Genomic DNA, 24,793 nt, shown 5'->3' on the forward strand with positions numbered 1-24,793 from the left:
CCATTTATGAGTATGTCATCTTAATGCATATCAAACTGGAGTAACCCTCCGCGCACGGAGGGTGAGATTTATTGCGGTTCGGCGACGTGTCCATCTTGTGCAGATGTGCTATTGGCGGGGGCGTTGCCGCTGTTGGTCCGGGTATAGAGAATTTTGTGCGTATCATTTGCACAATGTCCGACTACCAGTGAGTCAGGCTGATCGGCCTGATCGTTGGGGACAATATTCAGCGTGAAGCTGGATTCAGCAACACCATTATTGATGATGCGCTGTTCGATATCGCTTTTTACGCGTTCGCATGACGCGGGTGCCGCCAGAACCTGCGGGGAAGCGACTACCAATATGATCGCAGCAATTCCTGGTATGTATTTCATCATCAGCTCCTTTATGATCGACTTAAACTAAGATTAGCATTTCTGGTGTAAATAACTGTATTTGCTAATATGATTGAGAATTATCTTCTTATTCCGGTGAAAAATGTGAAGAAACAGACCCTGTTAGGTTTCCTGTGTGTCGTGCTGGTCGGGTGTGATAATGCCAAAGGACTGGTTTCCTTTACGCCGGAAATGGCCAGTTTTTCCAATGAATTTGATTTCGACCCGCTGCGTGGGCCGGTGAAAGATTTCAGCCAGACGCTGCTTAATGATAAAGGTGAGGTCACTAAGCGTGTCGTTGGTACGCTGTCACAGGAAGGGTGTTTCGATACGCTTGAACTGCACGATATTGAAAACAATACCGGTATGGCGCTGGTCCTGGATGCAAACTACTACCGGGATGCCGAAACGCTGGAAAAACGGATCCGTTTACAGGGCAAATGCCAATTGGCAGAACTGCCTGCGGCGGGCGTGGTGTGGGATACCGACGATAACGGTTTTGTCGTTTCCGCCACGGGGAAAGAGATGAAGGTGGAATATCGCTATGATGCGGAAGGCTACCCGCTGGGTAAAACAACCGTCAATAAGGACAATACCTTACAGGTTGATGCCAAACCGTCGGTCGACCCGTTGAAGAAGCTGGATTACACCGCGGTGAGCCTGCTCAACAATCATCCGGTAGGCAACGTCAAACAAACGTGCAAATACGATGAATACGCAAATCCGGTCAACTGCCAGCTCGTTATCGTTGACGAGAGCGTGAAGCCGGCAGTTGAACACCATTACTCAATTGAAAACACCATCGCGTACTATTAGTCAGGCTTTATTGAGCGGTAGGTTGCAGCAGGTTAGGACCTGACGTTTTATGTTCTGCCAGATACTGCTGCTGGAAGATACACATACGTATAGTGTTGCGGTATTGGCCGTTGATAAAGAATTCATGAATCAGCTCGCCTTCGACCATAAAGCCAAGTTTACGGTAGATGTGGATAGCTTTTTCGTTCTCTTTATCAACGATCAGATACAGCTTATATAAATTGAGTACGGTGAAGCCGTAATCCATCGCCAGCTTAGCAGCCCGGGAAGCCAGACCTTTGCCCTGATAATCAGGGGAAATAATGATCTGGAATTCCGCCCGTCGGTGCACATGGTTAATTTCAACCAGTTCCACGAGTCCGGCTTTTTCACCGTCGCATTCCACCACAAAGCGACGTTCGCTTTGGTCGTGAATGTGTTTGTCATACAGGTCTGACAGCTCAACAAACGCTTCGTAAGGTTCTTCAAACCAGTAACGCATTACGCTGGCGTTATTATCAAGCTGATGAACGAATCGTAAATCTTCACGCTCCAGCGGGCGCAACTTAACACTGAGGGCGCTAGTCATATCGTATCCTTTCAATATCCTTCAAAGTGCAATAATTATGGGGCAACGGTGCGGCCAGTACGGCGGTCAAGGCAGCGCAGTGTGTTAGGTTCCCAGTACGCATTAATATTAGCGCTCTGTTCGCATTTATCACGGCTATCAAAGGCTGTATCGGCTTTGTCCCACTCTTTCTCTGCACGTTTGTTGACTTTCTGGCGAAGCTGACGCGTATCGTTCCATTGTTCCTTTTCCATTGCTGCTTGTTGACGACTTTGCGCACTGTCCCCGGATTCAATGACCAGTTTACTGGTTTCAGCAAATGCGGAAGAGGTGTACACAGCCGCAGCCAGCGTCAGCATAGCCGTCAGGCACAGGCGTTTGGTCAGTGTAATTTTCATGGCGAATTCCTTTTATGGGAAAGGGTAAAAACGATAAAACAGGGTTAAATTCTACACTATTCCGGTTTGCGGGCATACCCACCCGGTGGATATGGATACGCTAACGAGATTCTGTCGTATCATAGTTAAACCGAAGGTAACTGAATAACATCAATGCTTAAGACCACATTTCTTTTTTTCGTCACCGCGTTATGCGAAATCATTGGCTGCTTTTTACCCTGGCTTTGGCTTAAGCGCGGGGCTACAGCCTGGTTGCTGATACCCGCCGGGATGTCACTGGCTTTATTCGTCTGGTTGCTGACACTGCATCCGGCAGCCAGCGGGCGTGTATACGCAGCCTATGGCGGTGTTTACGTGGTGACCGCGCTGCTATGGCTACGCATTGTCGATGGTGTAAAACTCAGTTTGTATGACTGGTCTGGCGCGCTGGTGGCGTTGTGCGGCATGTTGATCATTGTGGCTGGATGGGGGCGCGCATAGCGCCTTTTTTGTGATCAAGCAGAGTTTTTTTGATCTTTATACTTGTATGGTAGTAGTTTAGTTGAGTAAATTTCATGCATCACAAGAACAGATGTAGGGAATAAGAAATGAAGATTGTTGGGGCTGATGTTTTTGTTACCTGTCCTGGGCGTAATTTTGTAACGTTGAAAATTACGACAGAAGATGGGATCACCGGGCTGGGAGATGCCACGTTAAATGGACGCGAGCTGTCCGTGGCGTCGTATCTGAAAGATCACGTGTGTCCGCAGCTTATTGGTCGCGATGCGCATCGTATTGAGGATATCTGGCAGTTTTTCTACAAAGGCGCGTACTGGCGTCGTGGGCCGGTCACCATGTCGGCGATTTCCGCAGTGGATATGGCATTGTGGGACATCAAAGCGAAAGCAGCCAATATGCCGTTGTACCAGTTACTCGGCGGTGCTTCTCGTGAAGGAGTTATGGTTTATTGCCACACCACTGGCCATACTGTTGATGACGTACTGGAAGATTATGCGCGTCATAAAGAAATGGGTTTTAAAGCGATTCGCGTGCAGTGTGGCGTACCGGGCATGAAAACCACTTACGGTATGTCTAAAGGCAAAGGACTGGCCTATGAACCTGCCACTAAAGGGCAATGGCCGGAAGAACAGTTATGGTCAACGGAGAAATATCTCGATTTCACGCCAAAACTGTTTGAAGCCGTGCGCGATAAATTCGGTTTCAACGAACATCTCCTGCACGACATGCATCACCGTCTGACGCCAATTGAAGCGGCCCGTTTTGGCAAAAGCATTGAGCAATATCGTCTGTTCTGGATGGAAGACCCAACCCCAGCTGAAAACCAGGAGTGCTTCCGCCTGATCCGCCAGCATACCGTCACGCCGATTGCGGTAGGGGAAGTGTTCAATAGCATCTGGGACTGCAAACAGCTGATCGAAGAACAATTGATCGACTATATCCGCACCACCATCACCCATGCAGGTGGTATCACCGGTATGCGCCGGATTGCTGATTTCGCGTCGCTGTATCAGGTACGTACCGGTTCACATGGACCTTCCGATCTATCGCCTGTGTGCATGGCCGCCGCGCTGCATTTTGATCTGTGGGTGCCGAACTTCGGCGTACAGGAATATATGGGCTATTCCGAGCAGATGCTGGAAGTGTTCCCACATAACTGGACATTTGATAACGGCTATATGCACCCAGGAGACAAACCCGGCCTTGGGATCGAGTTTGACGAAAAACTGGCGGCGAAATATCCGTATGAACCTGCATATCTGCCTGTTGCTCGCCTGGAAGATGGCACGCTGTGGAACTGGTAAATATAAATTTTACGTACGAAAGATGTTGATTAACCCAATACCCTACAGAAGGTTAAACTTATGGTTAGTTCAGTCGATATTAAAAACAACGTAGATAATAAGCCCATTATTCGCCGAGTGGCTTCAGCATCCGCAATTGGTACTGCTGCTGAGTATTATGATTTTTTTGCATATGGCACAGCAGCTGTACTCTTTTTTGGCCATTTATTTTTCCCAAGTGATGATCCGTTAATTAGTACACTCGCGGCTTTTGCTACCTATGCTGTTGGTTTCCTCGCAAGACCATTAGGCGGAATTGTCTTTGGACATATTGGCGATAAAGTTGGACGCAAAAAAGCTCTGGTGATTACGATATTAATCGTTGGCTTAGGGACATTCTGTATTGGCTTGTTACCTACATACGAAAAAATAGGTGTATGGGCCCCAGCTTTACTTATTTTTATTCGTGTATTACAAGGCTTTGGTGTTGGAGGTGAACAAGCCGGTGCAGTACTGATGACTGCTGAATACTCTGAACCCAAGCATCGTGGTTTTTTCTCCAGTTGGGTTCAAATCGGCGCTCCGGTTGGCTTCCTTCTGCCTTTGGCACTCTTTGCGTTGTTGAATGCCACGCTTTCTCCAGAGGCAATGATGGATTATGGGTGGCGTATACCGTTCCTGTTAAGCCTGCTACTGGTTATTGTTGGGCTGTTTATCCGCTTAAAAATTGATGAGTCACCAGTCTTTGCTCAGATTAGGGAGACAAAAGCAGAAGAATCGCGACCATTAGTCGAAGTCATTCGTGATTTCCCTGGTATTGTTGTTAAGGGAGTGTGCGCTAAGCTTATTGAAGCTTGCACATTTGCTATGTTTACTGTGATTGTCCTTGCTTACGGTAAAGCAAATAATCTTGATGCAAATATCTTGATGGAGACAATGATTGTCGCAGTGATAATAGAAATTGTTGCCATACCTCTAATGGGATCGCTGTGTGACAGAATTGGGCGTAAACCCGTCTATATTATGGGTGCGCTTCTTCAGGTTGTTATGATTATTCCATTCTTCCTGGCAATTAATCAGGATAATTTCTGGCTAACACAGCTTGTGATGATTCTGGTTCTGAGTTTTGGACATAGTATGTGCTATGCGCCTCAGGCCTCTTATTTTCCGGAGCTTTTCCCTACGCACATTCGCTGTAGCGGTATTGCATTAATTTGGCAGTTAGGATCGCTGATAGGTAGTGGGATCCTGGGGCTGGTGGCTGTGAAGATTCTGCAGGTTACTGGTGGGCATTATTATGGACTGGCAACCTACGTGATTGTACTAGGCGTCATCTCAGTCATTGGTTTGTTAATGATGCCTGAAACCGCGCCGCAGAGACTAAAACGTGAATACCAGCAGTGGCAGAAACACTAATCTTCTTTGGCGGCAGTGTGCCGCCATATTCATCTTTCAGGTGGTATATAGCTTAGATATTGATGTCATACCAATCATAAAAAGCTTAATGCAAATCAAAACATACAACCATACAGGCGTTACTCTGGAACAGTCCTGATTTCATTTATAAGTAGGCCGTACCATGCAAAACAAGCTCTTAGCGGCAAAGGCTGCACTTCCTGACTACGATCGTACAAAACTGGTTCCGCGTATTGTTCATCTGGGGTTTGGCGCGTTTCACCGCGCACATCAGGGGGTTTACGCTGACATTTTGGCTGCAGACCACGGCAGTGACTGGGGCTACTGCGAAGTGAATCTGATTGGCGGCGAGCAGCAGATTTTCGATCTGAAACAGCAAGATAATCTGTATACCGTTGCAGAGATGTCTGCTGATGCCTGGACTGCGAGAGTCGTGGGCGTGGTGAAAAATGCATTGCATGCGCAGGTTGATGGTCTGGAAAGCGTACTGGCAGCGATGTGTGAACCACAAGTCGCGATCGTTTCCCTGACCATAACGGAGAAAGGATACTGCCATTCCCCGGCGACCGGTGAACTGATGTTAGACAATCCAATGATTGCCGCCGATCTGCAAAACCCAAAACAGCCAAAAACTGCGCCAGGCGTAGTGGTTGAGGCTTTGGCACGCCGCAAAGCGGCAGGTTTAGCCGCCTTTACTGTGATGTCCTGCGACAACATGCCTGAAAACGGTCATGTAATGCGTAATGTTGTCACCGCGTATGCCAGAGCGGTGGATGAAGAACTGGCTGCGTGGATCGAACAACATGTGACGTTCCCGTCGACTATGGTTGACCGAATTGTCCCGGCAGTTACCCCAGAGACTCTGGACAAAATTGAACACATCACTGGCGTACGCGACCCGGCAGGTGTGGCATGTGAGCCTTTCCGTCAGTGGGTTATCGAAGATAACTTTGTTTCCGGTCGTCCTGAATGGGAGAAGGCAGGAGCGGAGCTGGTAGCAGATGTCATTCCGTTTGAAGAGATGAAACTGCGTATGCTCAACGGCAGCCACTCTTTCCTGGCTTATCTTGGTTATCTGGCCGGTTATCAACACATTAATGATTGTATGGACGATGAAAACTATCGTCTTGCAGCTCGTGCGCTGATGTTGCAGGAACAAGCACCCACGCTGAAAGTAAAAGGTGTTGATCTACAGCGTTATGCCGATCTGTTAATTGAGCGTTACAGCAACCCGGCACTGCGTCATCGTACCTGGCAGATTGCTATGGACGGAAGCCAAAAATTGCCGCAGCGTATGCTTGATTCCGTTCGTTGGCACATTGTAAACGGCAGTCACTTTGATTTACTGGCGCTGGGCGTGGCCGGCTGGATGCGCTACGTCGGCGGTGTGGATGAGCAGGGCCAGGCGATTGAAATTAGCGATCCGCTGTTGCCCGTGATCCAGAATGCGGTGCGTAGCAGTAACGAGGGCGAAGAGCGCGTTCGGGCGCTGCTGGCGATCGATGCTATCTTTGGTCGTGAACTGCCGCAGGTTGAATTGTTCAAAAACCAGGTTACACAAGCATATCTTGCTTTACTGGCTGAAGGGGCGAAGGCGACGGTTGCGAAGTATGCAGCAAAACTGAAGTAACGAAGATTATGTTTTATGTCGCCATCTGGCTTTCAACGGGCCAGATGGCGCTGTTTTTTCTGGCATTCACACCAATTAGTTCATGCCTAAACGAATCAGCTCGAGGGGGGCATATTTGCCTTCACACCCTTCGATTTCCACTGTTTTTCCGCGGCGAATCTGCTCAGCGGTCAGGCCATCGGTATCTATCGCTGTAATGCGGCCTGTGAGCCCGGTGTCGCTGATCATGACGCGGCTGCCAGTGGTGATTGCGTTACGGTTACGATCGTATGTTTTCATGGTGTTTTCTCCTTTCCAACTTACCGTCAAAGCCCGTGGGCTTTTAGTCCCACGTAACGGGCGCAATATAAATACGCTTCTCGTTAAGGATTTTTTTTGTTTTCGATCAAAATCACAGCTTTTTTTATGCAGTTATGCAGGAGAGGGTAAAACGCAGGAGAAACTCACCCCGGTGTGAGGCGAGCGTAGTATTAATCTTCGCTGAACCAGTCGCTATTTTCCTGACGAATAAGCTGAACGGACTCACCAATTTCCTGGAGATGGAGCATCATTGCGCGCTCGACCGCATCGCCATCATGTTTCTCAAGGGCGGCAAAGATATCGTGATGCTGGCGTAACAGCATTTCAGGCGGGGAAATATGATCCAGGCTCATATAACGAACGCGGTCAATTGTAGCCTTTATATTCTCAACGGTATCCCAGGCGAGTTGGCACTCGGCGATTAAAGCCAGTTTCTGATGAAACTCATCATCAAGCTGGAAGAAATCATTGATCTGTTTTCGGTCAATTGCTATGCGCTGCTGATGCAAATTTTGTTCAAGCTGATAGCACTGTTGGTCGTTGATCAGCGATGCGGCGCGGCGTACCACGGCACATTCAATCGCCTGGCGGACAAAACAACCATTTTGCACCTGCGACAGCGAAATCTTGTTCACATAGCTGCCACGCTGTGGGCGGATCTGAATCAGACCGTTTTCTGCCAGTTTGATGAATGCTTCTCGTACCGGCTGGCGTGACACATTAAAGCGTACGGAAACCTCTTTCTCAGACAGCGGTGTACCGGGTGCTATCAGACAATGCACGATATCACGGCGAAGAATACGGTAAATCTGTTGATTTACTGGCTGTGTAGGGTTGAGCTGCGTTTCTACGGTCATTCATTCTTACTTTTTAGAGAGTTAACCCGGATATTTTATCACTTCTTTCAGGCTATCTATACCCGGCGCAAGGCCGGGCAGATAAATTAGCTCCGATGAATACTCAGCCCGGCAAAAGACTGTGTGACAGGCATCATTTCAAGGGTGTTGATATTGACATGAGCCGGTAAAGAAGCCACCCACCATACCGCTTCTGTGACATCTTGCGGGGTCAGCGCCGTGGTATTTTCGTAGGCTTTTTCAGCTTTGGCATCATCACCTTTGAAACGGACATTAGAGAATTCCGTACCGCCAACCAGACCCGGTTCGATGTCGGTAACGCGAATGGCAGTGCCGTGTAAATCAGTACGTAAATTCAGGCTAAACTGGCGAACAAATGCTTTGGTCGCACCGTAGACGTTACCGCCAGCGTATGGCCAACTGCCCGCTGTAGAACCGATATTGATAATATGACCGCGGTTGCGTTCAACCATGCCTGGCAGAACGGCACGGGTCATATAAACCAGCCCCTTGTTGTTGGTGTCGATCATATTTTCCCAGTCTTCAACGCTGGCCTTATGGGCAGGCTCAAGGCCCAGCGCCAGACCTGCGTTGTTGACCAGAACATCAATATTGCGCCATTCAGCAGGGAGGGCGTCCAGCATCTCTTCAATTGATGCACGATTACGTACGTCCAGTTGCGCGGTATAGAGGCGGTCACCCAATTCCTCTTTCAGTTCCTGCAGGCGCTCCTGGCGGCGTCCGGTGGCAATAACTTTATGCCCATTCTCAATAAAACGACGCGTAATGCACTCACCAAAACCTGCGGTTGCTCCGGTTACTAAAACGATCATCTCACTGTTCCTCAACGCTTTTTATGTAGTACTACCATAGCACGTCATTTCCGTTCAGAGCTATTCCTGCGTAACGCGATTGCGGTTGATTCCAGGGAAGTCTACTCTGGTAAACAAATCGTTTTCAGGAGTGAAAGATGTTGTTAACGAATCCTTTTTTAAGTCACAGCACGTTGCCGTATCAGGCCCCGCAGTTTGATCAGATAGAGGTGCAGCACTATCGCCCAGCGTTCGATGAAGGCGTGCGGCAAAAACGTGCAGAGATCGAGGCGATTGTGCAAAACCCGCTATCCCCTGATTTTGCCAATACGTTGCTGGCGCTTGAACAAAGCGGCGCTTTGTTGACACGCGTAACCAGCGTTTTCTTCGCGATGACGGCGGCGCACACCAACGATGAACTACAGCACCTTGACGAAGAGTTTTCCGCGGAACTGGCGAGCCTTGCCAATGATATCTATCTCAATGAATCACTCTTCTCGCGCGTTGACGCTGTCTGGCAACGGAGAGGTTCTCTGAGGCTGGAAAGCGAATCATTACGCTTGCTGGAGGTCATCCACCAGCGTTTTGTACTGGCCGGCGCATGTCTGAATGAGACTGATAAAGCGAACCTTAAAGCGCTCAATACAGAGTCCGCCACGCTGACCAGCCAGTTTAACCAACGGCTGCTGGCAGCGAACAAGTCCGGTGCTCTGGTGGTGGATGAAGCACGTTATCTGGAGGGACTCAGCGCTGAGGAAATTGCCGTTGCCGCTGAAGCTGCAAGGGAGAAAGGGCTCGACGCGCGTTGGGTTATCCCGCTATTGAACACGACTCAGCAACCGGCGCTTGCGGCGTTACGCGATCGCCATACCCGTGAAAGTCTGTTCACCCGCGCATGGAAGAGAGCAGAAAACAATGACGCTAACGATACTCGGGCTATTATTCAGCGACTGGTCGAGATCCGGATGCAGCAGGCGAAACTACTCGGTTTTGCCAATTACGCTGCATGGAAAATTGCCGACCAGATGGCAAAAACACCGGAAGCTGCACTGACTTTCATGCGGGCGATTGTTCCTGCCGCGCGAGCTCGGGCATTAGATGAACAGGCCGAAATCCAGAATGTTATCAATCACGAACAGGGGCAATTTAACGTCGAGGCCTGGGACTGGGCATTTTATGCTGAGCAGGTTCGTCGTGAGAAATATGCTCTGGATGAGGCGCAGCTCAAACCTTACTTTGCCCTTGATACGGTGCTGAACGAAGGCGTTTTCTGGACGGCCAATCAACTCTTTGGCATAAAATTTATAGAACGGTTCGACATTCCTGTTTATCACCCGGATGTTAGGGTATGGGAAATATTTGATCACGATGGCGTAGGTCTGGCGTTATTTTACGGCGATTTCTTTGCCCGGGAATCGAAAAGCGGTGGTGCCTGGATGGGCAATTTTGTTGAGCAATCGCAACTCAATGAAACCCGGCCGGTTATTTACAACGTGTGTAATTATCAAAAACCGGCAAAAGGTCAGCCTGCATTGTTATTGTGGGATGATGTTATTACGTTATTTCATGAGTTTGGGCACACGTTGCACGGTCTGTTCGCCACTCAGCGTTACGCCACGCTTTCAGGGACCAACACTCCGCGTGATTTTGTTGAATTTCCTTCGCAGATTAACGAACACTGGGCGAGTCATCCGCAGGTCTTTGCCCGTTTTGCTCGTCATGTTGTTACTGGGGAGCAAATGCCGCAGGCGTTGCGAGATAAAATGCAGCAGGCCAGCCTGTTTAACAAAGGTTACGACATGACCGAACTGCTCAGTGCTGCATTGCTGGATATGCGCTGGCACGGTCTGGAAAATAACGCGTTATCTCTTTCGGTCGATCAATTTGAACAACAGGCGCTGGCAGCAGAAGGTTTGGATCTCAAGGCCGTGCCACCACGTTATCGCAGCAGTTATTTTGCCCATATCTTCGGCGGCGGTTATGCCGCGGGTTATTACGCCTATCTGTGGACGCAAATGCTGGCCGATGACGGCTATCAGTGGTTTGTAGAGCAGGGCGGATTAACCCGTGAAAACGGGCAGAAATTCCGCGAAGCGATTTTGTCCCGCGGAAATAGCACTGATTTAGCTGAACTCTATCGCCAGTGGAGTGGACGAGAACCACGAATGGAGTCGATGCTGGAACATCGTGGTTTGAGCGCGTAAGGTTTGTTCAGAGGGGGAAAGTCCTCAATTCAGCTTAGTTAAACAGAATGATGCCGATAAATTCATCATTGTGATGAAAAGGGAATTACGCAGCAGGCCGGATAGCGAAGCGCCATCCGGCCTGCTGCTTACTGTCGCTTCGCGCATCAACAATCGGATGTGATGCCCGTTTATTTGAATTATCTAAGAAAAGAACCCTGCAATTTAACGTCCTTACCGGAAAAAGTTACTTTTACTCTGTGCGACAATCATTGTTCCAAAACATTGAACTTCATAGAGGTCTTAAACATGCCTGAACGTACAGAACTTGTTGATAAAATCGTCCTTAACAGTCTGCAAACCTACTTTGAGAATTGGCCACTGGCGACAGCAGAGGATATTGTAATTTTTATCCTGACCGTAACAACTCTGACGGTAGCATCACTGACACTGGACATTCATAGCTATAAAAAGCTTAAGGCATACACATCAGCTTTCTTATCGGTTTTTATCTATCCGCGAAAATAAAAGGCTCAATGAACCGCGACCAATTTGAGCCAGGTATGAACTGAGTCGGCGATACTCGCTATGCCGCGACCAGTGGCATAGCGCAATGCTATTGTTAATCGCGGCTTATTAATTACTATTAAAAAATTTACATAAATTTTCTTTTTTATCGTTAAGATAATTCCATCAGAAACGCTCGAACAGGGAGAGAGAACGTGATGATGAGAAATACGAAGGAAATAGATGCAATTTTGATTGAGTTGAACAAGTCCATTGATGCCCACTACAAATGGTTAGTGACAATGTTCCGCTGCGTGGTGTCTTCAGATGTTACACAGCCAGATATTGTGGGTGAAAACTCGCATTGTATTTGTCGATTTGGACAGTGGCTTAATAATCAATCGCGGTACAATGAGGATGATTGTAGTTACGTTAGCAAGATAAATGCCACCCACGAAAAGATGCATTTATTAGGCAAGGAGTTGCTATTGGCTATAGTGGAGAAACGTAGCCATCCATGGCATTTCGACAGTTTCCAGGACGCGCTGCTGGCATTTACCTCATCTGTAATGGACTACAAAATATATTTATTGAATATCCGCAGTAATATCGATGTATTAACAGGTTTACCTGGCAGAAGAATGCTCGATGAGTCTTTTGAGCGGCAGTTGCTCGATGCCGAACCGCTTAATCTCTATATATTGTTGTTAGATATCGATCGTTTTAAATACGTTAACGACACCTACGGCCATTTGGTTGGTGACGTTGTATTGCGGGCTCTGGCATCAAATTTATTGTCATGGACGCGATATGATGAGGTGGCGTACCGCTACGGTGGAGAAGAGTTCATTATCATCATCAGAACAAAAACGGACGAGCAGGCATGCCAGGCGGGTTTGAGACTTTGTCGTTTGATTGGTCAGAAAAAAATTCCCTACTCTGATGGAGAGATCGCTATCACGGTAACGGCTGGCATAACCCGGGTTCAACCGGGTGAAACGCTGGATACCGCGCTTGGTCGGGCTGACAGGGCGATGTATCAGGGGAAACAGACCGGCAGAAATCGCTGTATGTTTATGGATGAAAATGAGCAGATCGCGTTGGTGGACACCAATGACGGGACCTCGTATCCCCTCAGTGCGTGAGTTTTCGAAAACGCTTTGAGGTAGTTGCGTTTCGTTTAACTTTCATTGGGGTTGTTGATGATAGGTTAGCTGACTATCCGTTATCTTCGCAGGGAATTGCCAGATAGCGTATAAAAGCAAAACACAAATCTATCCATGCAAGCATTTACCGCTGGTTTATCCGGCGGTTTTTTTTATCTGTAAATCAGGAAAAAGGTACCACGAGCGCGATTTGGGCAAAAAAATGGCCCCTTGTGCAGCTACGCAACAAGGGGCCGGGTCGGTGCAGGACTATCTCCGTTCATCAATCATCCCATCTGTGGCTAAAATACGCGGCCAAGAAACCGGAAAATAAAATAATTCCCAGAACAGCCATAAAAATATTCATATTACCCAGCATAGTAAATGCTCCTTTATCTGTGAGTTTCCTCTCTTACCTTAAGTTCACCTCGCTTATGACTATAGTAGCAATTCAATCTTAAACAAAGGCTGAACTGTGTGATTATTTCGGCTGAAAAGTAAATTTTTGACATGAGCACGTCGAATAAAATAAATAATAGTGACGAGACACATTTATCTGCGCACAAATAATCCTGTTTTTAAACCCTGAGACGCTGCTATGACAGTGTGCTGCTGACACAGATTGTTGCACGTTTATAATGCAGAGTTGTCTCATGGTGGTTCAATTTTTCCTTTGATTAACCCGTTTGGTGGGAAAATGTAATACTGATTTTTGTGCGCGAGATGCTAATTTATTGATTTTATATGATGTTTTAATATCTGGCATCGTTTTTGCCTTATCACTTCTGAACACCTTTAATTTGCACCGTTTTGTCTGCCCGGCTGCACCGGAGCTTTCAGCAAGTTTAATTTCAGGAGTGAAACTATGCAGCGTCGTACATTTTTAAAAGCTTTTGCACTTTCTGCCTCTGTTGTAGCAATGGGCGTGAGTTTTAGCGTTCAGGCAGCCGACACCATCAAGGTTGGCATCATGCATTCTTTATCCGGCACGATGGCCATATCCGAAACGCCGCTAAAAGATGTGGCGTTGATGACCATCGATGAAATTAATGCTCAGGGCGGTGTGTTGGGTAAAAAGCTGGAACCGGTGGTGGTTGACCCAGCCTCGAACTGGCCCTTATTTGCTGAAAAAGCAAGGCAGTTGCTGAGTCAGGATAAGGTAGCGGCAGTTTTTGGCTGCTGGACATCGGTTTCGCGTAAATCGGTTCTACCAGTATTTGAAGAATTGAACGGTCTGCTGTTTTACCCAGTGCAATATGAAGGTGAGGAGATGTCGCCTAACGTCTTCTATACCGGCGCAGCGCCAAATCAACAGGCGATCCCGGCGGTTGAGTATCTGATGAGTGAGGACGGCGGCAGTGCGAAACGTTTCTTCCTGCTGGGCACGGATTATGTTTATCCGCGTACGACCAACAAAATTTTACGCGCCTTTTTGCACTCAAAAGGAGTTGCCGATAAAGACATCGAAGAGGTGTACACCCCTTTCGGACACAGCGATTACCAGACCATTGTCGCCAGTATTAAAAAATTCGCTGCAGGGGGAAAAACGGCGGTGGTATCAACCATCAACGGCGATTCTAACGTTCCATTCTATAAAGAGTTGGCCAACCAGGGCCTGAAAGCTACCGATGTTCCTGTGGTGGCATTCTCCGTGGGTGAGGAGGAGTTACGCGGTATTGATACCAAACCGCTGGTGGGCAACCTTGCAGCCTGGAACTACTTTGAGTCCGTCGATAACGCTGCCAACAAGAAGTTTGTCGCGGATTACCGGGCGTATGCCAAAGCGCACAAATTACCAAATGCTGAATCGGTGGTGACAAACGACCCCATGGAAGCTACGTATGTTGGCCTCCATATGTGGGCGCAGGCGGTAGAAAAAGCCGGAACGACCGATGTGGATAAAGTTCGCGCTGCAATGGCGGGGCAATCCTTCGCTGCGCCATCAGGCTTTACCCTGACCATGGATGCGACCAACCATCACCTGCATAAACCCGTCATGATTGGCGAGATTGAGGGCAATGGCCAGTTTAACGTGGTATGGCAAACCGATGAGCCGGTCCGCGCCCAGCCATGGAGTCCGTACATCGCTGGTAATGATAAAAAATCTGAACAGCCTGTTAAAACCGCCAGCAACTGATCGTGTGCCCTCCTGCGGGAGGGTAACGCTTTGGAGAATGCTCATGAAAGTTATGCGCTTTATTCGTGGTGTGTTGTTGCTGACGTGGTTTTTGCCGTGGATAGCGCAGGCATCAGATGCCGATACTTTTACAGCCGCAAATCGAACTCAGCAGGCCGCCTTGCTTGAACAATGGGCGGTGAATCCCGATGTTCAGCGCATCCCGCTGCTCAGCGCGTTGCGCGAGGAGAATCTGCTGACTGATAACGCGAAAAATACCTTCATCATGAACGGCTCGCACGCACAACCGTTAGGAACAGCGACAACCCCAAACGGCGAGCTAAAAAAAATTCGCCTGACTAACCGTCTGCGCAATCTGGTTGCCGGAACGCAGGCCGTTCATCAGCTTTTAAGTGACAGTGTCACATTAAGGTTAGAGGCAGCTCGTACATTACAGCGTGAGGCACAGCCGGGTATGCTGCCGTTTTTACAGCAACGACTGGCTCAGGAGTCAAATGGTGATGTGAAATCCGCGCTGGCTATTGCACTGGCAAATCTGCAGCTGAACAGTTCCTCGCCGGAGGTCAGACGTCAGGCAATCGAACTATTAGGGGCGTCAAATGATCCTGAAACTCAGGCGCGCCTGCAACCATTCACCCGGGCTGAACATGAACCCGATACCCGCGTGCGTGCTGCCGCTGGCGAAAGCCTGAATTCCATCGCACATCGTATGAAGGTTGGGGACCTTCTTGGACAGGCCTTTATGGGGCTATCGCTGGGTTCTATTTTGCTGCTGGCGGCATTGGGTCTGGCTATAACCTATGGATTACTTGGCGTCATTAATATGGCGCATGGCGAGATGTTAATGCTCGGGGCTTACTGTACCTGGATGGTACAACAACTGATGAGCCAGTTTTTCCCGCAATGGCTAGCCTGGTATCCGGTTATTGCGCTGCCGGTTGCCTTTTTACTTACCGCAGCGGTAGGAATGCTGCTTGAGCGCGGGGTGATCCGCCATTTATACGGGCGTCCTCTCGAAACGCTGCTGGCTACCTGGGGGATCAGCCTGATGCTCATCCAGTTGGTGCGTATGTCCTTCGGCGCGCAAAACCTGGAAGTCGCCAATCCGGCATGGCTTTCAGGGGGGATTCAGGTTTATGCCAATCTGATTTTACCGTGGAACCGAATTGTGGTGCTTGGCTTTGCCATTCTGGTGCTGTTTTTCACCTGGCTGTTGTTGAATAAAACGCGTCTGGGGCTGCGCGTACGTGCCGTGACGCAAAATCGCAATATGGCGGCCTGCTGCGGCGTACCTACCGGACGCGTCGATATGCTGGCCTTTGGCCTTGGTTCAGGCATTGCCGGGCTGGGGGGCGTAGCGCTCTCGCAGTTGGGCAACGTAGGACCCGAATTGGGGCAAAGCTACATTATCGATTCGTTTCTGGTTGTGGTGCTGGGCGGCGTGGGACAACTCGCCGGGAGCGTGGCCGCGGCGTTTGGACTGGGGATCTTCAATAAAATTCTGGAGCCTCAGGTGGGGGCGGTTCTAGGCAAAATCATGATTCTGGTGCTGATTATTCTGTTTATTCAGAAACGTCCGCAGGGGTTGTTCGCGCTAAAAGGGAGGGTTATTGACTGATGACGATGCCAATGACATTAACGCTGGCGCGTAAAGCGCCACGCGCGACGCGCATCCTGGGGCTGGGGTTATTGCTGGCGTTGATTACTCTGCCGTTTCTTGCGCTGTTACCTGCGGACCATCCGCTGGCTATATCGGTGTGGACGCTAACGCTGGCCGGGAAAATTCTCTGTTATGCCATTGTCGCGGTCGCGCTGGATCTGGTGTGGGGCTATGCCGGCATGCTCTCGCTGGGACACGGTATTTTCTTTGCGCTGGGAGGGTATGCGATGGGAATGTACCTGATGCGCCAGGCCTCTGGCGAAGGATTACCGGCCTTCATGTCATTCCTGTCGTGGAGCGAGCTGCCGTGGTTTTGGTGGGGGACGCAACATTTTATCTGGGCGCTACTGCTGGTTGTTCTGGTTCCTGGCCTGCTGGCGCTGGTATTTGGTTGGTTTGCCTTTCGGTCAAAAATCAAAGGGGTCTATTTCTCCATCATGACCCAGGCCCTGACTTTCGCAGGAATGCTGCTGTTTTTTCGCAACGAAACGGGTTTTGGGGGAAATAACGGTTTTACCGGCTTTACCACCATTCTGGGATTCCCGGTAACCGCCACCTCAACCCGTATCGCGCTGTTTCTGGCGACGGTCATGCTGCTGGTGCTGGCATTATGGCTAGGACTGGCGCTGGCCCGCAGTAAGTTCGGTCGTATTTTGACTGCCGTGCGGGATACAGAGAACCGTCTGATGTTCTGTGGTTACGATCCGAAAGGTTTCAAGTTACTGGTGTGGACGCTTTCCGCTGTACTGTGCGGCCTGGCAGGGGCGCTGTATGTTCCGCAGGTGGGGATCATTAACCCCAGCGAAATGTCGCCGACCAACTCGATTGAAGCGGCGATTTGGGTTGCCCTCGGCGGACGTGGAACCCTGATCGGCCCGGTATTCGGCGCCGTGTTGGTGAACGGTGCGAAAAGCCTGTTTACGGTGATTATGCCGGAATACTGGCAGCTGTTTCTTGGCCTGATCTTTATTGGCGTTACGCTGTTTTTACCCCGAGGGGTAATTGGTCTGTTTCGCAAGGGAGACAAATAATGCAACCAGATGAAGGGCTATTTACTCGCCAGATGCCGGGGGATCGGTTTCGCAACCAGACTGATCCGGTGCTACAGCTGGAAAAAATTAACGTTAACTTCGATGGATTTCAGGCGCTAACCGATCTCACGCTCAATATTGGGGTTGGGGAACTGCGTTGCATCATCGGGCCCAACGGCGCCGGAAAAACGACGTTAATGGATGTCATTACCGGCAAAACCAGGCCGCAAAGTGGTCGTGCGATATACGATCAGTCGACCGACTTAACGACGCTGGATCCCATTGCCATTGCGCGTCAGGGGATTGGACGGAAATTTCAAAAGCCCACGGTATTTGAAGCATTAACGGTGGAAGAGAACCTGGAGCTGGCGCTGAAAAATGATAAATCTGTCTGGGGTTCTCTACGGGCACGACTCTCAGGCGAACAGCGGGATCGTATTGATGAAGTACTGGCGCTGTTGCGGCTGGGTAATGAGCGGACCCGCCGCGCCGGTCTGCTTTCGCATGGGCAAAAACAGTTTCTCGAAATTGGCATGCTGCTGGTACAGGAGCCGCATTTACTGCTACTGGATGAACCCGCGGCGGGGATGACGGATGCGGAAACGGAATACACGGCGGAGCTGTTTCGCCAGCTTGCCGGTAAGCACTCTCTGATGGTTGTTGAGCACGATATGGGATTTGTCGAAACCATCGCAGATCGCGTCACAGTATTACATCAAGGACGTGTCCTGGCTCAGGGGAGTCTGCGTGAAGTGCAGGCCAACGAGCAGGTTATTGAAGTTTATCTCGGGCGTTAAGGAGTGCAGATGCTGCAGGTGAAAGAACTCAATCAATATTATGGTGGCAGCCATATTCTACGCGGGGTGAACTTTGAAGCGCGTATCGGTGAGGTGACATGTCTGCTGGGGCGTAACGGCGTGGGGAAAACAACGCTACTTAAGTGTCTGATGGGGCTTATTCCGGCCCGCAGCGGAAGTGTGCTCTGGCAGGAGAAAAATGTCACTCAATGGAAGCCGCATCAGCGGGTCAGGGCCGGTGTGGCATATGTCCCGCAGGGGCGTGATATTTTTCCGCGTTTGACGGTAGAAGAGAATCTGCTGCTCGGCCTTTCCCGTTTTTCAGCACCGGAGGCCCGACATGTGCCGGATGATATTTACGCGCTCTTTCCGGTTTTACAGGAAATGAAGCATCGGCGGGGCGGAGATTTGTCCGGCGGGCAGCAGCAGCAACTGGCGATTGGACGAGCACTGGCAAGTCGCCCACAATTGTTGATCCTTGATGAGCCTACCGAGGGGATCCAGCCGTCGGTGATTAAAGAGATTGGTCAGGTGATTTCCCAACTGGCGCATCGCGGCGATATGGCCATTTTGCTGGTGGAGCAGTTCTATGATTTTGCCGAGCAGCTCGCCGACAAATACCTGTTGATGTCGCGGGGCAGCATTATTCAAAGCGGCGACGGTAAAAATATGGAGGCCGAGGGCGTTCGGGGACTGGTTGCTATCTGAGGTATGCGACAGAGCGACTGTGGCTCTGTCGCGAACATAATAACTAGCAGACCGCCGTCTGGCCCCAGGGTTTGGCGCGCATGCCTTTTATCATTAGCGCCCAGGCAAGAATGATCGCCACTATCAGCGCCACAAACAGCGACCAGGGTGGCAATGTGGTTAAAATGACGCCGCTGACTAATGGGTTAACCGCTGCGCCAAGCCAGCCTAACGACTGGGCGGAAAAATAGCTGGCTTTCATACCTGCTGGCGCGATGTTGTCGATAAGCATGTATTCACCCGGCGCGTAGATGACTTCGCCGATAGTGAAAAAGGCAGCAGAAATTCCCCATAACAACAGACTGTTGCCGGAGAAAGCGAAACCAACCAGGCCAACGACAAAGAAGACTGTACCCAATGTCATTAACGGGCGGATATTCGTGGCGGTGAGCCTGCGACCAAGTGCGTATTGCAGTGATACTACGATGGCGGCGTTGACGGGCAGGACGACTGCCACCACTTTCTCGGCAAAATCGCCGTTTGCAACCACCATAACGTATTGCGAAATACAGGATGCAAAGGCACCGCCAACGAATGATGCCAAAAATGCTGACAGCGTAAACCAGAATAATGCTCTGTCGCGCAGCAGTACTGAAGGGGACCAAACAGCGGCATTTACACCTTCTGCGGTTGCCGGTGAACGTTTTACCCACGTCTGGATAAACACCAGAGGTAGCGCAGAACAGGCGGCAGCCAGCCAGAACGGCAGGTTAATGCTTTGCATAACCAGCAGCGTGCCCAGCGGCGGACCAACGGTCCAGCCGATGTTCAGCACGGTATAGTTAAGTGAGAAAATTTTCGTTTTGTTGGTCGCAGACAAGTTATCGGCAAACCAGGCTTTCAGCACCGTGGCGAAGACGGAGTAGGCGCAGTTGATCAGGGCAAAGAGCAAAACCACTATCACGACGTTATGCACCAGCGGAATAGCAATAAAGCCGGAGGCAAAGCCGCAGATAGCCAGCAACATATAGCGTTTTTTATCGAACTTGTCGGCCAGAATACCAAAGCCAAGGCTGAAGACGACGCCTATGGTCAGTGCAACCGTCATCGCATAACCGATCAGGTCGACGCTCAGTTGATACTGTCGACTGAGGTAAATCGTCATAAATGGCAGCGTGGCGCCACGACCAATGGTTAATAACAAAGATGACGCAAGTAACGCGAGAGTGGACCTTCTCAGAGAGATATTCATTTTCCTGCCCGACAATGCATGTTGTTATGTTTTTTTTAGATATCAGAAACAAATAGCATGCTAAAAGTGTGATGTACACCCAATAAGTTGTCCGAAAATGCCCTGTGTGGCCTACCTGAATTAATGATCTGTTACGGTACAACGATTTCCGTTACTTTAACTTGTTTACAAAAATTTAATATTTGCAGGGGCGGTGGTATGTCGCGTAAAGACGGGTTATTGGCGTTACTGGTCGTTGTGGTTTGGGGACTGAACTTTGTTGTCATTAAAGTGGGTTTGCACAATATGCCGCCGTTGATGTTGGCAGGGTTACGCTTTTTGTTGGTGGCGTTCCCGGCGATTTTTTTTGTTGCCCGCCCGAAAATTCCGCTTTCGCTTTTACTCGGCTACGGCCTGACAATTAGTTTTGGACAGTTCGCGTTTCTCTTCAGCGCCATCAAATTTGGTATGCCTGCCGGGTTAGCTTCTCTGGTATTACAGGCTCAGGCGTTTTTCACCATCATTCTGGGGGCATTCGCCTTTGGCGAACGTCTGCAGGGTAAACAGCTGGTAGGAATTGCGCTGGCGGTATTTGGTGTGCTGGTGCTGATTGAAGCCAGTCTGAACGGTCAGCATGTTGGCATGCTCGGTTTTATGCTGACGCTGGCGGCGGCGCTAAGCTGGGCCTGCGGCAATATCTTTAACAAAAAAATCATGCAGCATACATCGCGTCCGGCCGTGATGTCGTTGGTGGTATGGAGCGCGTTAATCCCCATTGTTCCATTTTTCCTTGCCTCATTACTTCTCGATGGCCCAACGCAAATAGCCCAAAGTCTGGTGGCGATAGATATGACAACCATTTTGTCACTGGTGTATCTGGCGTTTGTGGCGACTATTGTGGGTTATGGCATCTGGGGTTCGTTACTCGGACGCTATGAGACCTGGCGGGTAGCGCCGCTATCGCTGTTGGTGCCGGTTGTCGGTCTGGCGAGTGCGGCCGTACTGCTGGACGAAACGCTTAGCGGATTACAGCTACTTGGCGCGCTACTGATCATGGCTGGGCTGTATATCAATGTGTTTGGTTTTCGGTTGCGTAAAGTTGCGTCGGTGAGGGGCTAAAAAAAGCCCCGCAGTTGCGGGGCAATATAATTACAGGTTGCGCAGATTGTAATAAGGCACACCTAATTCGTCGGACTTGTCGCTGCCTGCACCCATATGATTAAAATCGAACGGGGACTGATCGTGCGCAGGGGGCATAATCATCGCGTCGCGACTGTTCTGTGTGGCAGGTTGCGCGGTCTGTTCCGCCATGCTCTGACCCGAAACAACAAACAGCAGGGCCAGCATCGCATAAGACAGAAGTTTCATGATTTCCTCGGTTACGTCGTTAACTGGCGATTAGCAATTACATTGATTGAGTGGAAGCAAATAGCGCGATTCGCCATGCATATTCGTCATACGGTATTTGTGCGGCGGAACATCAAAATAGTTTTTGAATGTCCGGGTCAGCGTCTGCTGAGACTCAAAACCGTAACGCTCTGCCAGATAAAGAATGGGCTCGTTACTCTCTTTTAATTTTTGCGCTATTTCAGTCATTTTACGGCTGCGAATGTATTGACCCAGTGAATGACCGGTTTCTTTTTTAAACATCCGTTGCAGGTGCCATTTGGAGTAACCTGAACGCTCAGACACTTTTTCCAGTGAGAGCGGCGATTCAAGGTTATTTTCGATCCAGTCCAAAATGCTATGAATAGTGATTGTGTCAGTATTGCGTCTGGACATCGTCATACCTCTTTCTGTTTACGGCAGGATTCTCTTAAGCAAGTGCTCAAGTGTGGCTACTTCATCCGCCGTTAAGTTTTTTGTTAGTTCCTGGTGCAGGTCTTGCCCTACTAATTGATGACACTGCTCGCAAATTGCTGCGCCATGATCGGTGAGTTTTACCAGCACGCCACGCTTATCATGTGGATTCGGAAGCCTTTCTATCCAGCCTTTACAGGCCAGTCTGTCCAGCATCCGCGTCAGGGCGCCAAGGTCGACAGACAGCACTTTTTTCAATTCGACAGGGGTGATGCACACCGCGCAACGGATGGAGCAGAGCACCTTGAACTGCGATGCCGTGATATCCAGCGGTGACAGATAGTCGTTTAGCAAACGATCTTTTTTCTGATTAACCATATAGATCAAACGACCCAGTGGGATGATTTCGTTAAACAGATCACTGGTGTTTTTCACAATGGTTGCCCTGGCAAGTAGTTAGTCACGGCTGATATTATTGCTTAGGCAAATATAAGTCAAACGAATGGATCCGCAAATGCCACGTTTTGCTAAATCATCAGACTAAATACCTGGCGAGTGGAATTTTAACGGTTTGATAATTATGGTTTATACGTGCGGATGAAAAATGAATCCTTACATCACGAAAATGGCTTATCTCGCGGATTTCACCGTATACTTGCCGCTGACGATTAACGCACAGGAAAGATGACATTATGATGGACTTGTTTAAAGCAATAGGACTGGGGCTGGTAGTCCTGTTACCGTTGGCAAACCCGTTAACCACCGTGGCGTTGTTCCTTGGCCTCGCCGGCAATATGAACAGCGCAGAGCGTAACCGTCAGTCACTCATGGCATCTGTCTATGTATTTGCCATTATGATGGTGGCGTACTACGCCGGGCAGGTGGTAATGAATACGTTCGGGATTTCGATTCCCGGGTTACGTATTGCGGGTGGGTTAATCGTTGCGTTTATCGGCTTTCGGATGCTGTTTCCACAGCAGAAGGCGCATGATTCTCCGGAAGCGAGAAGCAAGTCTGAAGAGCTGGAAGACGAACCGACGGCCAATATCGCCTTTGTACCGCTGGCCATGCCAAGCACTGCCGGCCCGGGGACGATTGCGATGATCATCAGCTCCGCGTCAACCGTGCGTCATGGCTCCGAATTTCCGGACTGGGTGATCATGATCGCGCCGCCGATTATTTTTGCGGTTGTCGGGATTATCCTGTGGGGCTGTTTGCGCAGTTCCGGGGGGATCATGCGGCTGGTCGGTAAAGGTGGTATCGAAGCGATTTCTCGTTTGATGGGCTTCCTGCTGGTGTGTATGGGCGTGCAGTTTATTATTAACGGCGTGCTGGAAATTATCAAAACCTACGCTTAAAATACTGTGCCCGGTAATATTTACCGGGCATATTTTTTATGAATGCTGAGGCTGTTCTTCCAGTGATACCGGCCATTTACGAAAGATAATCACCGACCATATCAACGCGGCAACGGCAGGCACTGCGCCGACGTAACCAATCGTAGACATTGACCAGTGCAAACTCACCTGATTGCCTACCAGCGCGCCAGCGCCAATACCGATATTAAAGATTCCTGAGAACAGCGCCATTGCGACGTCAGTCGCATCCGGAGCAAGCGCCAGAACTTTCACCTGCATACCCAGGCCTATCAGCATGATGGCGACGCCCCAGAAAATACTCAGGATGGCAAGGTGCATTTCGCTGTCAGCGGCGGGAAGTAACAGTACCAGGCATATCGTCAACAGGGCAATGGCACTGCTAATCAGTACGGACGCATGCAGATTACCCAGCTTACCGAAAATGACGCTACCGACAATTCCCGCACCACCCAGAACCAGCAACAGGACAGTAGCAAAGTTTGCGCTCAGGCCCGCGACGGTCTGCACGAACGGCTCGATATAGCTGTAGGCCGTATAGTGCGCGGTGACCACAATCACCGTCAGTAGATACAGACTCATCAATGCCGGGCGATGGAATAACACGGGCAGGCTTTTTAAAGAGCCGGAGTGCTCACTGGGTAGTTTGGGCAGGAGCTTAATCAGGCAAAGCAGGGTAACTAACGCCCCCATACCGATGGCGAAGAAGGTCGTGCGCCAGCCAAAATACTGACCGACGATACGCCCGATGGGCAGCCCCAATACCATCGCCAGCGCAGTGCCAGTGGCAATCAGGCTGAGAGCCTGTGCACGTTTCCCGGCAGGAGCCAGGCGAATTGCCAGCGATGCGGTGATCGACCAGAAAATAGCGTGCGCAAAGGCAATACCAATACGGCTAATTACCAACACGGTAAAATTCCATGCCAGGAAAGAGAGCACATGGCTGGCGATAAACACAACAAACAGACAGATCAGAAGTTTTCGGCGCTCTACCTGACTGGTAAGTAACATGAAGGGGAGCGACATCAGGGCAACAACCCAGGCGTAGATCGTCAGCATGATCCCGACCTGAGCGGTCTGCATATTAAAGCTTTGTGCGATGTCGGAAAGCAAACCGACAGGGACAAACTCTGTGGTATTGAAAATAAAACCGGCAATGGCAAGCGTAACTACCCGTAGCCACGCGACCTTGCGGGAAACAGTGTCTGTTGTCATATCAAATAAGAGGATTAGCTGCGAAAAGGTAAGGCCACGATCTTAAAACGTTTGCTGGCGAAAATACAATCATTTTGTGATGCGGATCTCATT

General features: G+C 49.7%; 27 protein-coding genes. 15 read left to right on the forward strand and 12 right to left on the reverse strand.

Translation table 11 applies throughout. From position 1 onward, the window contains the following. Positions 1-68 precede the first annotated feature (68 nt). Positions 69-377, reverse strand: coding sequence for a DUF1161 domain-containing protein (locus tag G4551_RS11375; protein ID WP_085951541.1), 309 nt, complete (start codon positions 375-377; stop codon positions 69-71). A gap of 102 nt (positions 378-479) precedes the next feature. Here G4551_RS11375 and G4551_RS11380 point away from each other — a divergent pair, with 102 nt between their 5' ends. Then, positions 480-1,190, forward strand: coding sequence for a YnfC family lipoprotein (locus G4551_RS11380; protein ID WP_003032377.1), 711 nt, complete (start codon positions 480-482; stop codon positions 1,188-1,190). A 7-nt stretch (positions 1,191-1,197) separates the two neighbouring features. Here the strand turns inward: G4551_RS11380 and speG are convergent, their stop codons facing one another. Together speG and G4551_RS11390 are read right to left on the reverse strand one after the other, a co-directional pair. Then, a complete protein-coding gene (gene speG / locus G4551_RS11385; protein WP_003032379.1) occupies positions 1,198-1,758 on the reverse strand; it encodes a spermidine N1-acetyltransferase in 561 nt (186 codons plus the stop codon). Positions 1,759-1,793: 35 nt separating this feature from the next. After that, on the reverse strand, positions 1,794-2,135 hold the full coding sequence (locus tag G4551_RS11390) for a DUF1283 family protein (protein ID WP_003032382.1): 342 nt from the start codon (positions 2,133-2,135) through the stop codon (positions 1,794-1,796). A 153-nt stretch (positions 2,136-2,288) separates the two neighbouring features. On the opposite strand from G4551_RS11390, the gene G4551_RS11395 reads away from it, so the two are divergent. From G4551_RS11395 to G4551_RS11410, 4 genes are all read left to right on the forward strand, one after another. Beyond that, complete coding sequence (locus G4551_RS11395; RefSeq protein ID WP_003032384.1) at positions 2,289-2,615, forward strand: YnfA family protein; 327 nt, start codon at positions 2,289-2,291, stop codon at positions 2,613-2,615. A 107-nt stretch (positions 2,616-2,722) separates the two neighbouring features. Next, positions 2,723-3,937, forward strand: a complete 1,215-nt coding sequence (rspA, locus tag G4551_RS11400) for a starvation-sensing protein RspA (protein ID WP_003836327.1) — start codon at positions 2,723-2,725, stop codon at positions 3,935-3,937. Positions 3,938-3,997: 60 nt separating this feature from the next. Further along, complete coding sequence (locus G4551_RS11405; RefSeq protein WP_003836325.1) at positions 3,998-5,332, forward strand: MFS transporter; 1,335 nt, start codon at positions 3,998-4,000, stop codon at positions 5,330-5,332. Positions 5,333-5,495: 163 nt separating this feature from the next. Further along, positions 5,496-6,962 (forward strand): mannitol dehydrogenase family protein, encoded by a 1,467-nt coding sequence (locus tag G4551_RS11410; protein ID WP_003836323.1) that lies wholly within the window; start codon positions 5,496-5,498, stop codon positions 6,960-6,962. Between the two features lie 75 nt (positions 6,963-7,037). Here G4551_RS11410 and ydfZ read toward each other — a convergent pair whose 3' ends face one another. The 3 genes from ydfZ to ydfG all read right to left on the reverse strand — a co-directional run bounded on the left by ydfZ (position 7,038) and on the right by ydfG (position 8,952). Next, the gene (gene ydfZ / locus G4551_RS11415; protein ID WP_003032393.1) at positions 7,038-7,241 is read right to left on the reverse strand and encodes a putative selenium delivery protein YdfZ; all 204 of its coding nucleotides are present in this window, start codon (positions 7,239-7,241) and stop codon (positions 7,038-7,040) included. 191 nt (positions 7,242-7,432) lie between these two features. Then, on the reverse strand, positions 7,433-8,119 hold the full coding sequence (locus tag G4551_RS11420) for a GntR family transcriptional regulator (protein ID WP_003032396.1): 687 nt from the start codon (positions 8,117-8,119) through the stop codon (positions 7,433-7,435). Between the two features lie 86 nt (positions 8,120-8,205). Then, positions 8,206-8,952, reverse strand: coding sequence for a bifunctional NADP-dependent 3-hydroxy acid dehydrogenase/3-hydroxypropionate dehydrogenase YdfG (gene ydfG, locus G4551_RS11425; protein WP_003032398.1), 747 nt, complete (start codon positions 8,950-8,952; stop codon positions 8,206-8,208). 140 nt (positions 8,953-9,092) lie between these two features. Between ydfG and dcp the strand changes: the two genes are divergently transcribed. The 3 genes from dcp (at position 9,093) to G4551_RS11440 (ending at position 12,766) form a co-directional block, all read left to right on the forward strand. Then, a complete protein-coding gene (gene dcp, locus G4551_RS11430; protein ID WP_085951545.1) occupies positions 9,093-11,135 on the forward strand; it encodes a peptidyl-dipeptidase Dcp in 2,043 nt (680 codons plus the stop codon). 288 nt (positions 11,136-11,423) lie between these two features. Next, on the forward strand, positions 11,424-11,642 hold the full coding sequence (locus tag G4551_RS11435) for a hypothetical protein (RefSeq protein ID WP_003836310.1): 219 nt from the start codon (positions 11,424-11,426) through the stop codon (positions 11,640-11,642). A 197-nt stretch (positions 11,643-11,839) separates the two neighbouring features. Next, positions 11,840-12,766 carry a diguanylate cyclase gene (locus G4551_RS11440; RefSeq protein ID WP_003836309.1) on the forward strand — a complete coding sequence of 309 codons (927 nt, stop codon included), beginning with the start codon at positions 11,840-11,842 and terminating at the stop codon, positions 12,764-12,766. Positions 12,767-13,049: 283 nt separating this feature from the next. Here the strand turns inward: G4551_RS11440 and mgtS are convergent, their stop codons facing one another. Continuing rightward, positions 13,050-13,145 carry a protein MgtS gene (gene mgtS, locus G4551_RS11445; RefSeq protein ID WP_003032406.1) on the reverse strand — a complete coding sequence of 32 codons (96 nt, stop codon included), beginning with the start codon at positions 13,143-13,145 and terminating at the stop codon, positions 13,050-13,052. Positions 13,146-13,631: 486 nt separating this feature from the next. Between mgtS and urtA the strand changes: the two genes are divergently transcribed. The 5 genes from urtA to urtE are packed head-to-tail and all read left to right on the forward strand — an operon-like array spanning position 13,632 to position 19,099. Further along, positions 13,632-14,903: an urea ABC transporter substrate-binding protein gene (gene urtA / locus G4551_RS11450; protein WP_003032408.1), complete on the forward strand. Its 1,272-nt coding sequence runs from the start codon at positions 13,632-13,634 to the stop codon at positions 14,901-14,903. 43 nt (positions 14,904-14,946) lie between these two features. After that, positions 14,947-16,521 (forward strand): urea ABC transporter permease subunit UrtB, encoded by a 1,575-nt coding sequence (urtB, locus tag G4551_RS11455; protein WP_003836308.1) that lies wholly within the window; start codon positions 14,947-14,949, stop codon positions 16,519-16,521. Continuing rightward, positions 16,521-17,594: an urea ABC transporter permease subunit UrtC gene (urtC, locus tag G4551_RS11460; protein ID WP_003836307.1), complete on the forward strand. Its 1,074-nt coding sequence runs from the start codon at positions 16,521-16,523 to the stop codon at positions 17,592-17,594. Before urtB ends, urtC begins: the two co-directional genes overlap by 1 nt. Further along, the gene (gene urtD, locus G4551_RS11465; protein ID WP_003836306.1) at positions 17,594-18,391 is read left to right on the forward strand and encodes an urea ABC transporter ATP-binding protein UrtD; all 798 of its coding nucleotides are present in this window, start codon (positions 17,594-17,596) and stop codon (positions 18,389-18,391) included. The genes urtC and urtD overlap by 1 nt, the downstream gene beginning before the upstream one ends. Positions 18,392-18,400: 9 nt before the next feature. Further along, positions 18,401-19,099: an urea ABC transporter ATP-binding subunit UrtE gene (gene urtE, locus G4551_RS11470; protein WP_003836305.1), complete on the forward strand. Its 699-nt coding sequence runs from the start codon at positions 18,401-18,403 to the stop codon at positions 19,097-19,099. 43 nt (positions 19,100-19,142) lie between these two features. On the opposite strand, the gene ydeE is transcribed toward urtE, so the two are convergent. Then, the gene (gene ydeE / locus G4551_RS11475) at positions 19,143-20,330 is read right to left on the reverse strand and encodes an efflux MFS transporter YdeE (RefSeq protein WP_003836304.1); all 1,188 of its coding nucleotides are present in this window, start codon (positions 20,328-20,330) and stop codon (positions 19,143-19,145) included. A 198-nt stretch (positions 20,331-20,528) separates the two neighbouring features. On the opposite strand from ydeE, the gene eamA reads away from it, so the two are divergent. After that, positions 20,529-21,428, forward strand: coding sequence for an O-acetylserine/cysteine exporter (eamA, locus tag G4551_RS11480; RefSeq protein WP_003836303.1), 900 nt, complete (start codon positions 20,529-20,531; stop codon positions 21,426-21,428). Positions 21,429-21,458: 30 nt separating this feature from the next. On the opposite strand, the gene marB is transcribed toward eamA, so the two are convergent. Genes marB through marR form a run of 3 tightly spaced genes read right to left on the reverse strand, consistent with a single transcriptional unit; the run spans position 21,459 to position 22,544 of the window. Further along, a complete protein-coding gene (gene marB / locus G4551_RS11485; RefSeq protein WP_003032422.1) occupies positions 21,459-21,677 on the reverse strand; it encodes a multiple antibiotic resistance protein MarB in 219 nt (72 codons plus the stop codon). Positions 21,678-21,707: 30 nt separating this feature from the next. After that, entirely contained in the window at positions 21,708-22,091 is a 384-nt protein-coding gene (gene marA / locus G4551_RS11490; RefSeq protein ID WP_003032424.1) for an MDR efflux pump AcrAB transcriptional activator MarA, read from the reverse strand. A gap of 18 nt (positions 22,092-22,109) precedes the next feature. Beyond that, on the reverse strand, positions 22,110-22,544 hold the full coding sequence (gene marR / locus G4551_RS11495; RefSeq protein ID WP_003032426.1) for a multiple antibiotic resistance transcriptional regulator MarR: 435 nt from the start codon (positions 22,542-22,544) through the stop codon (positions 22,110-22,112). 257 nt (positions 22,545-22,801) lie between these two features. Between marR and G4551_RS11500 the strand changes: the two genes are divergently transcribed. Beyond that, positions 22,802-23,467 (forward strand): MarC family NAAT transporter, encoded by a 666-nt coding sequence (locus tag G4551_RS11500; RefSeq protein WP_003032428.1) that lies wholly within the window; start codon positions 22,802-22,804, stop codon positions 23,465-23,467. Between the two features lie 36 nt (positions 23,468-23,503). On the opposite strand, the gene G4551_RS11505 is transcribed toward G4551_RS11500, so the two are convergent. Beyond that, on the reverse strand, positions 23,504-24,700 hold the full coding sequence (locus G4551_RS11505; RefSeq protein ID WP_003032430.1) for a sugar transporter: 1,197 nt from the start codon (positions 24,698-24,700) through the stop codon (positions 23,504-23,506). Positions 24,701-24,793 lie beyond the last annotated feature (93 nt).

The organism is Citrobacter freundii ATCC 8090 = MTCC 1658 = NBRC 12681 (genome assembly GCF_011064845.1).
Taxonomy (GTDB): Bacteria; Pseudomonadota; Gammaproteobacteria; order Enterobacterales; family Enterobacteriaceae; genus Citrobacter; species Citrobacter freundii.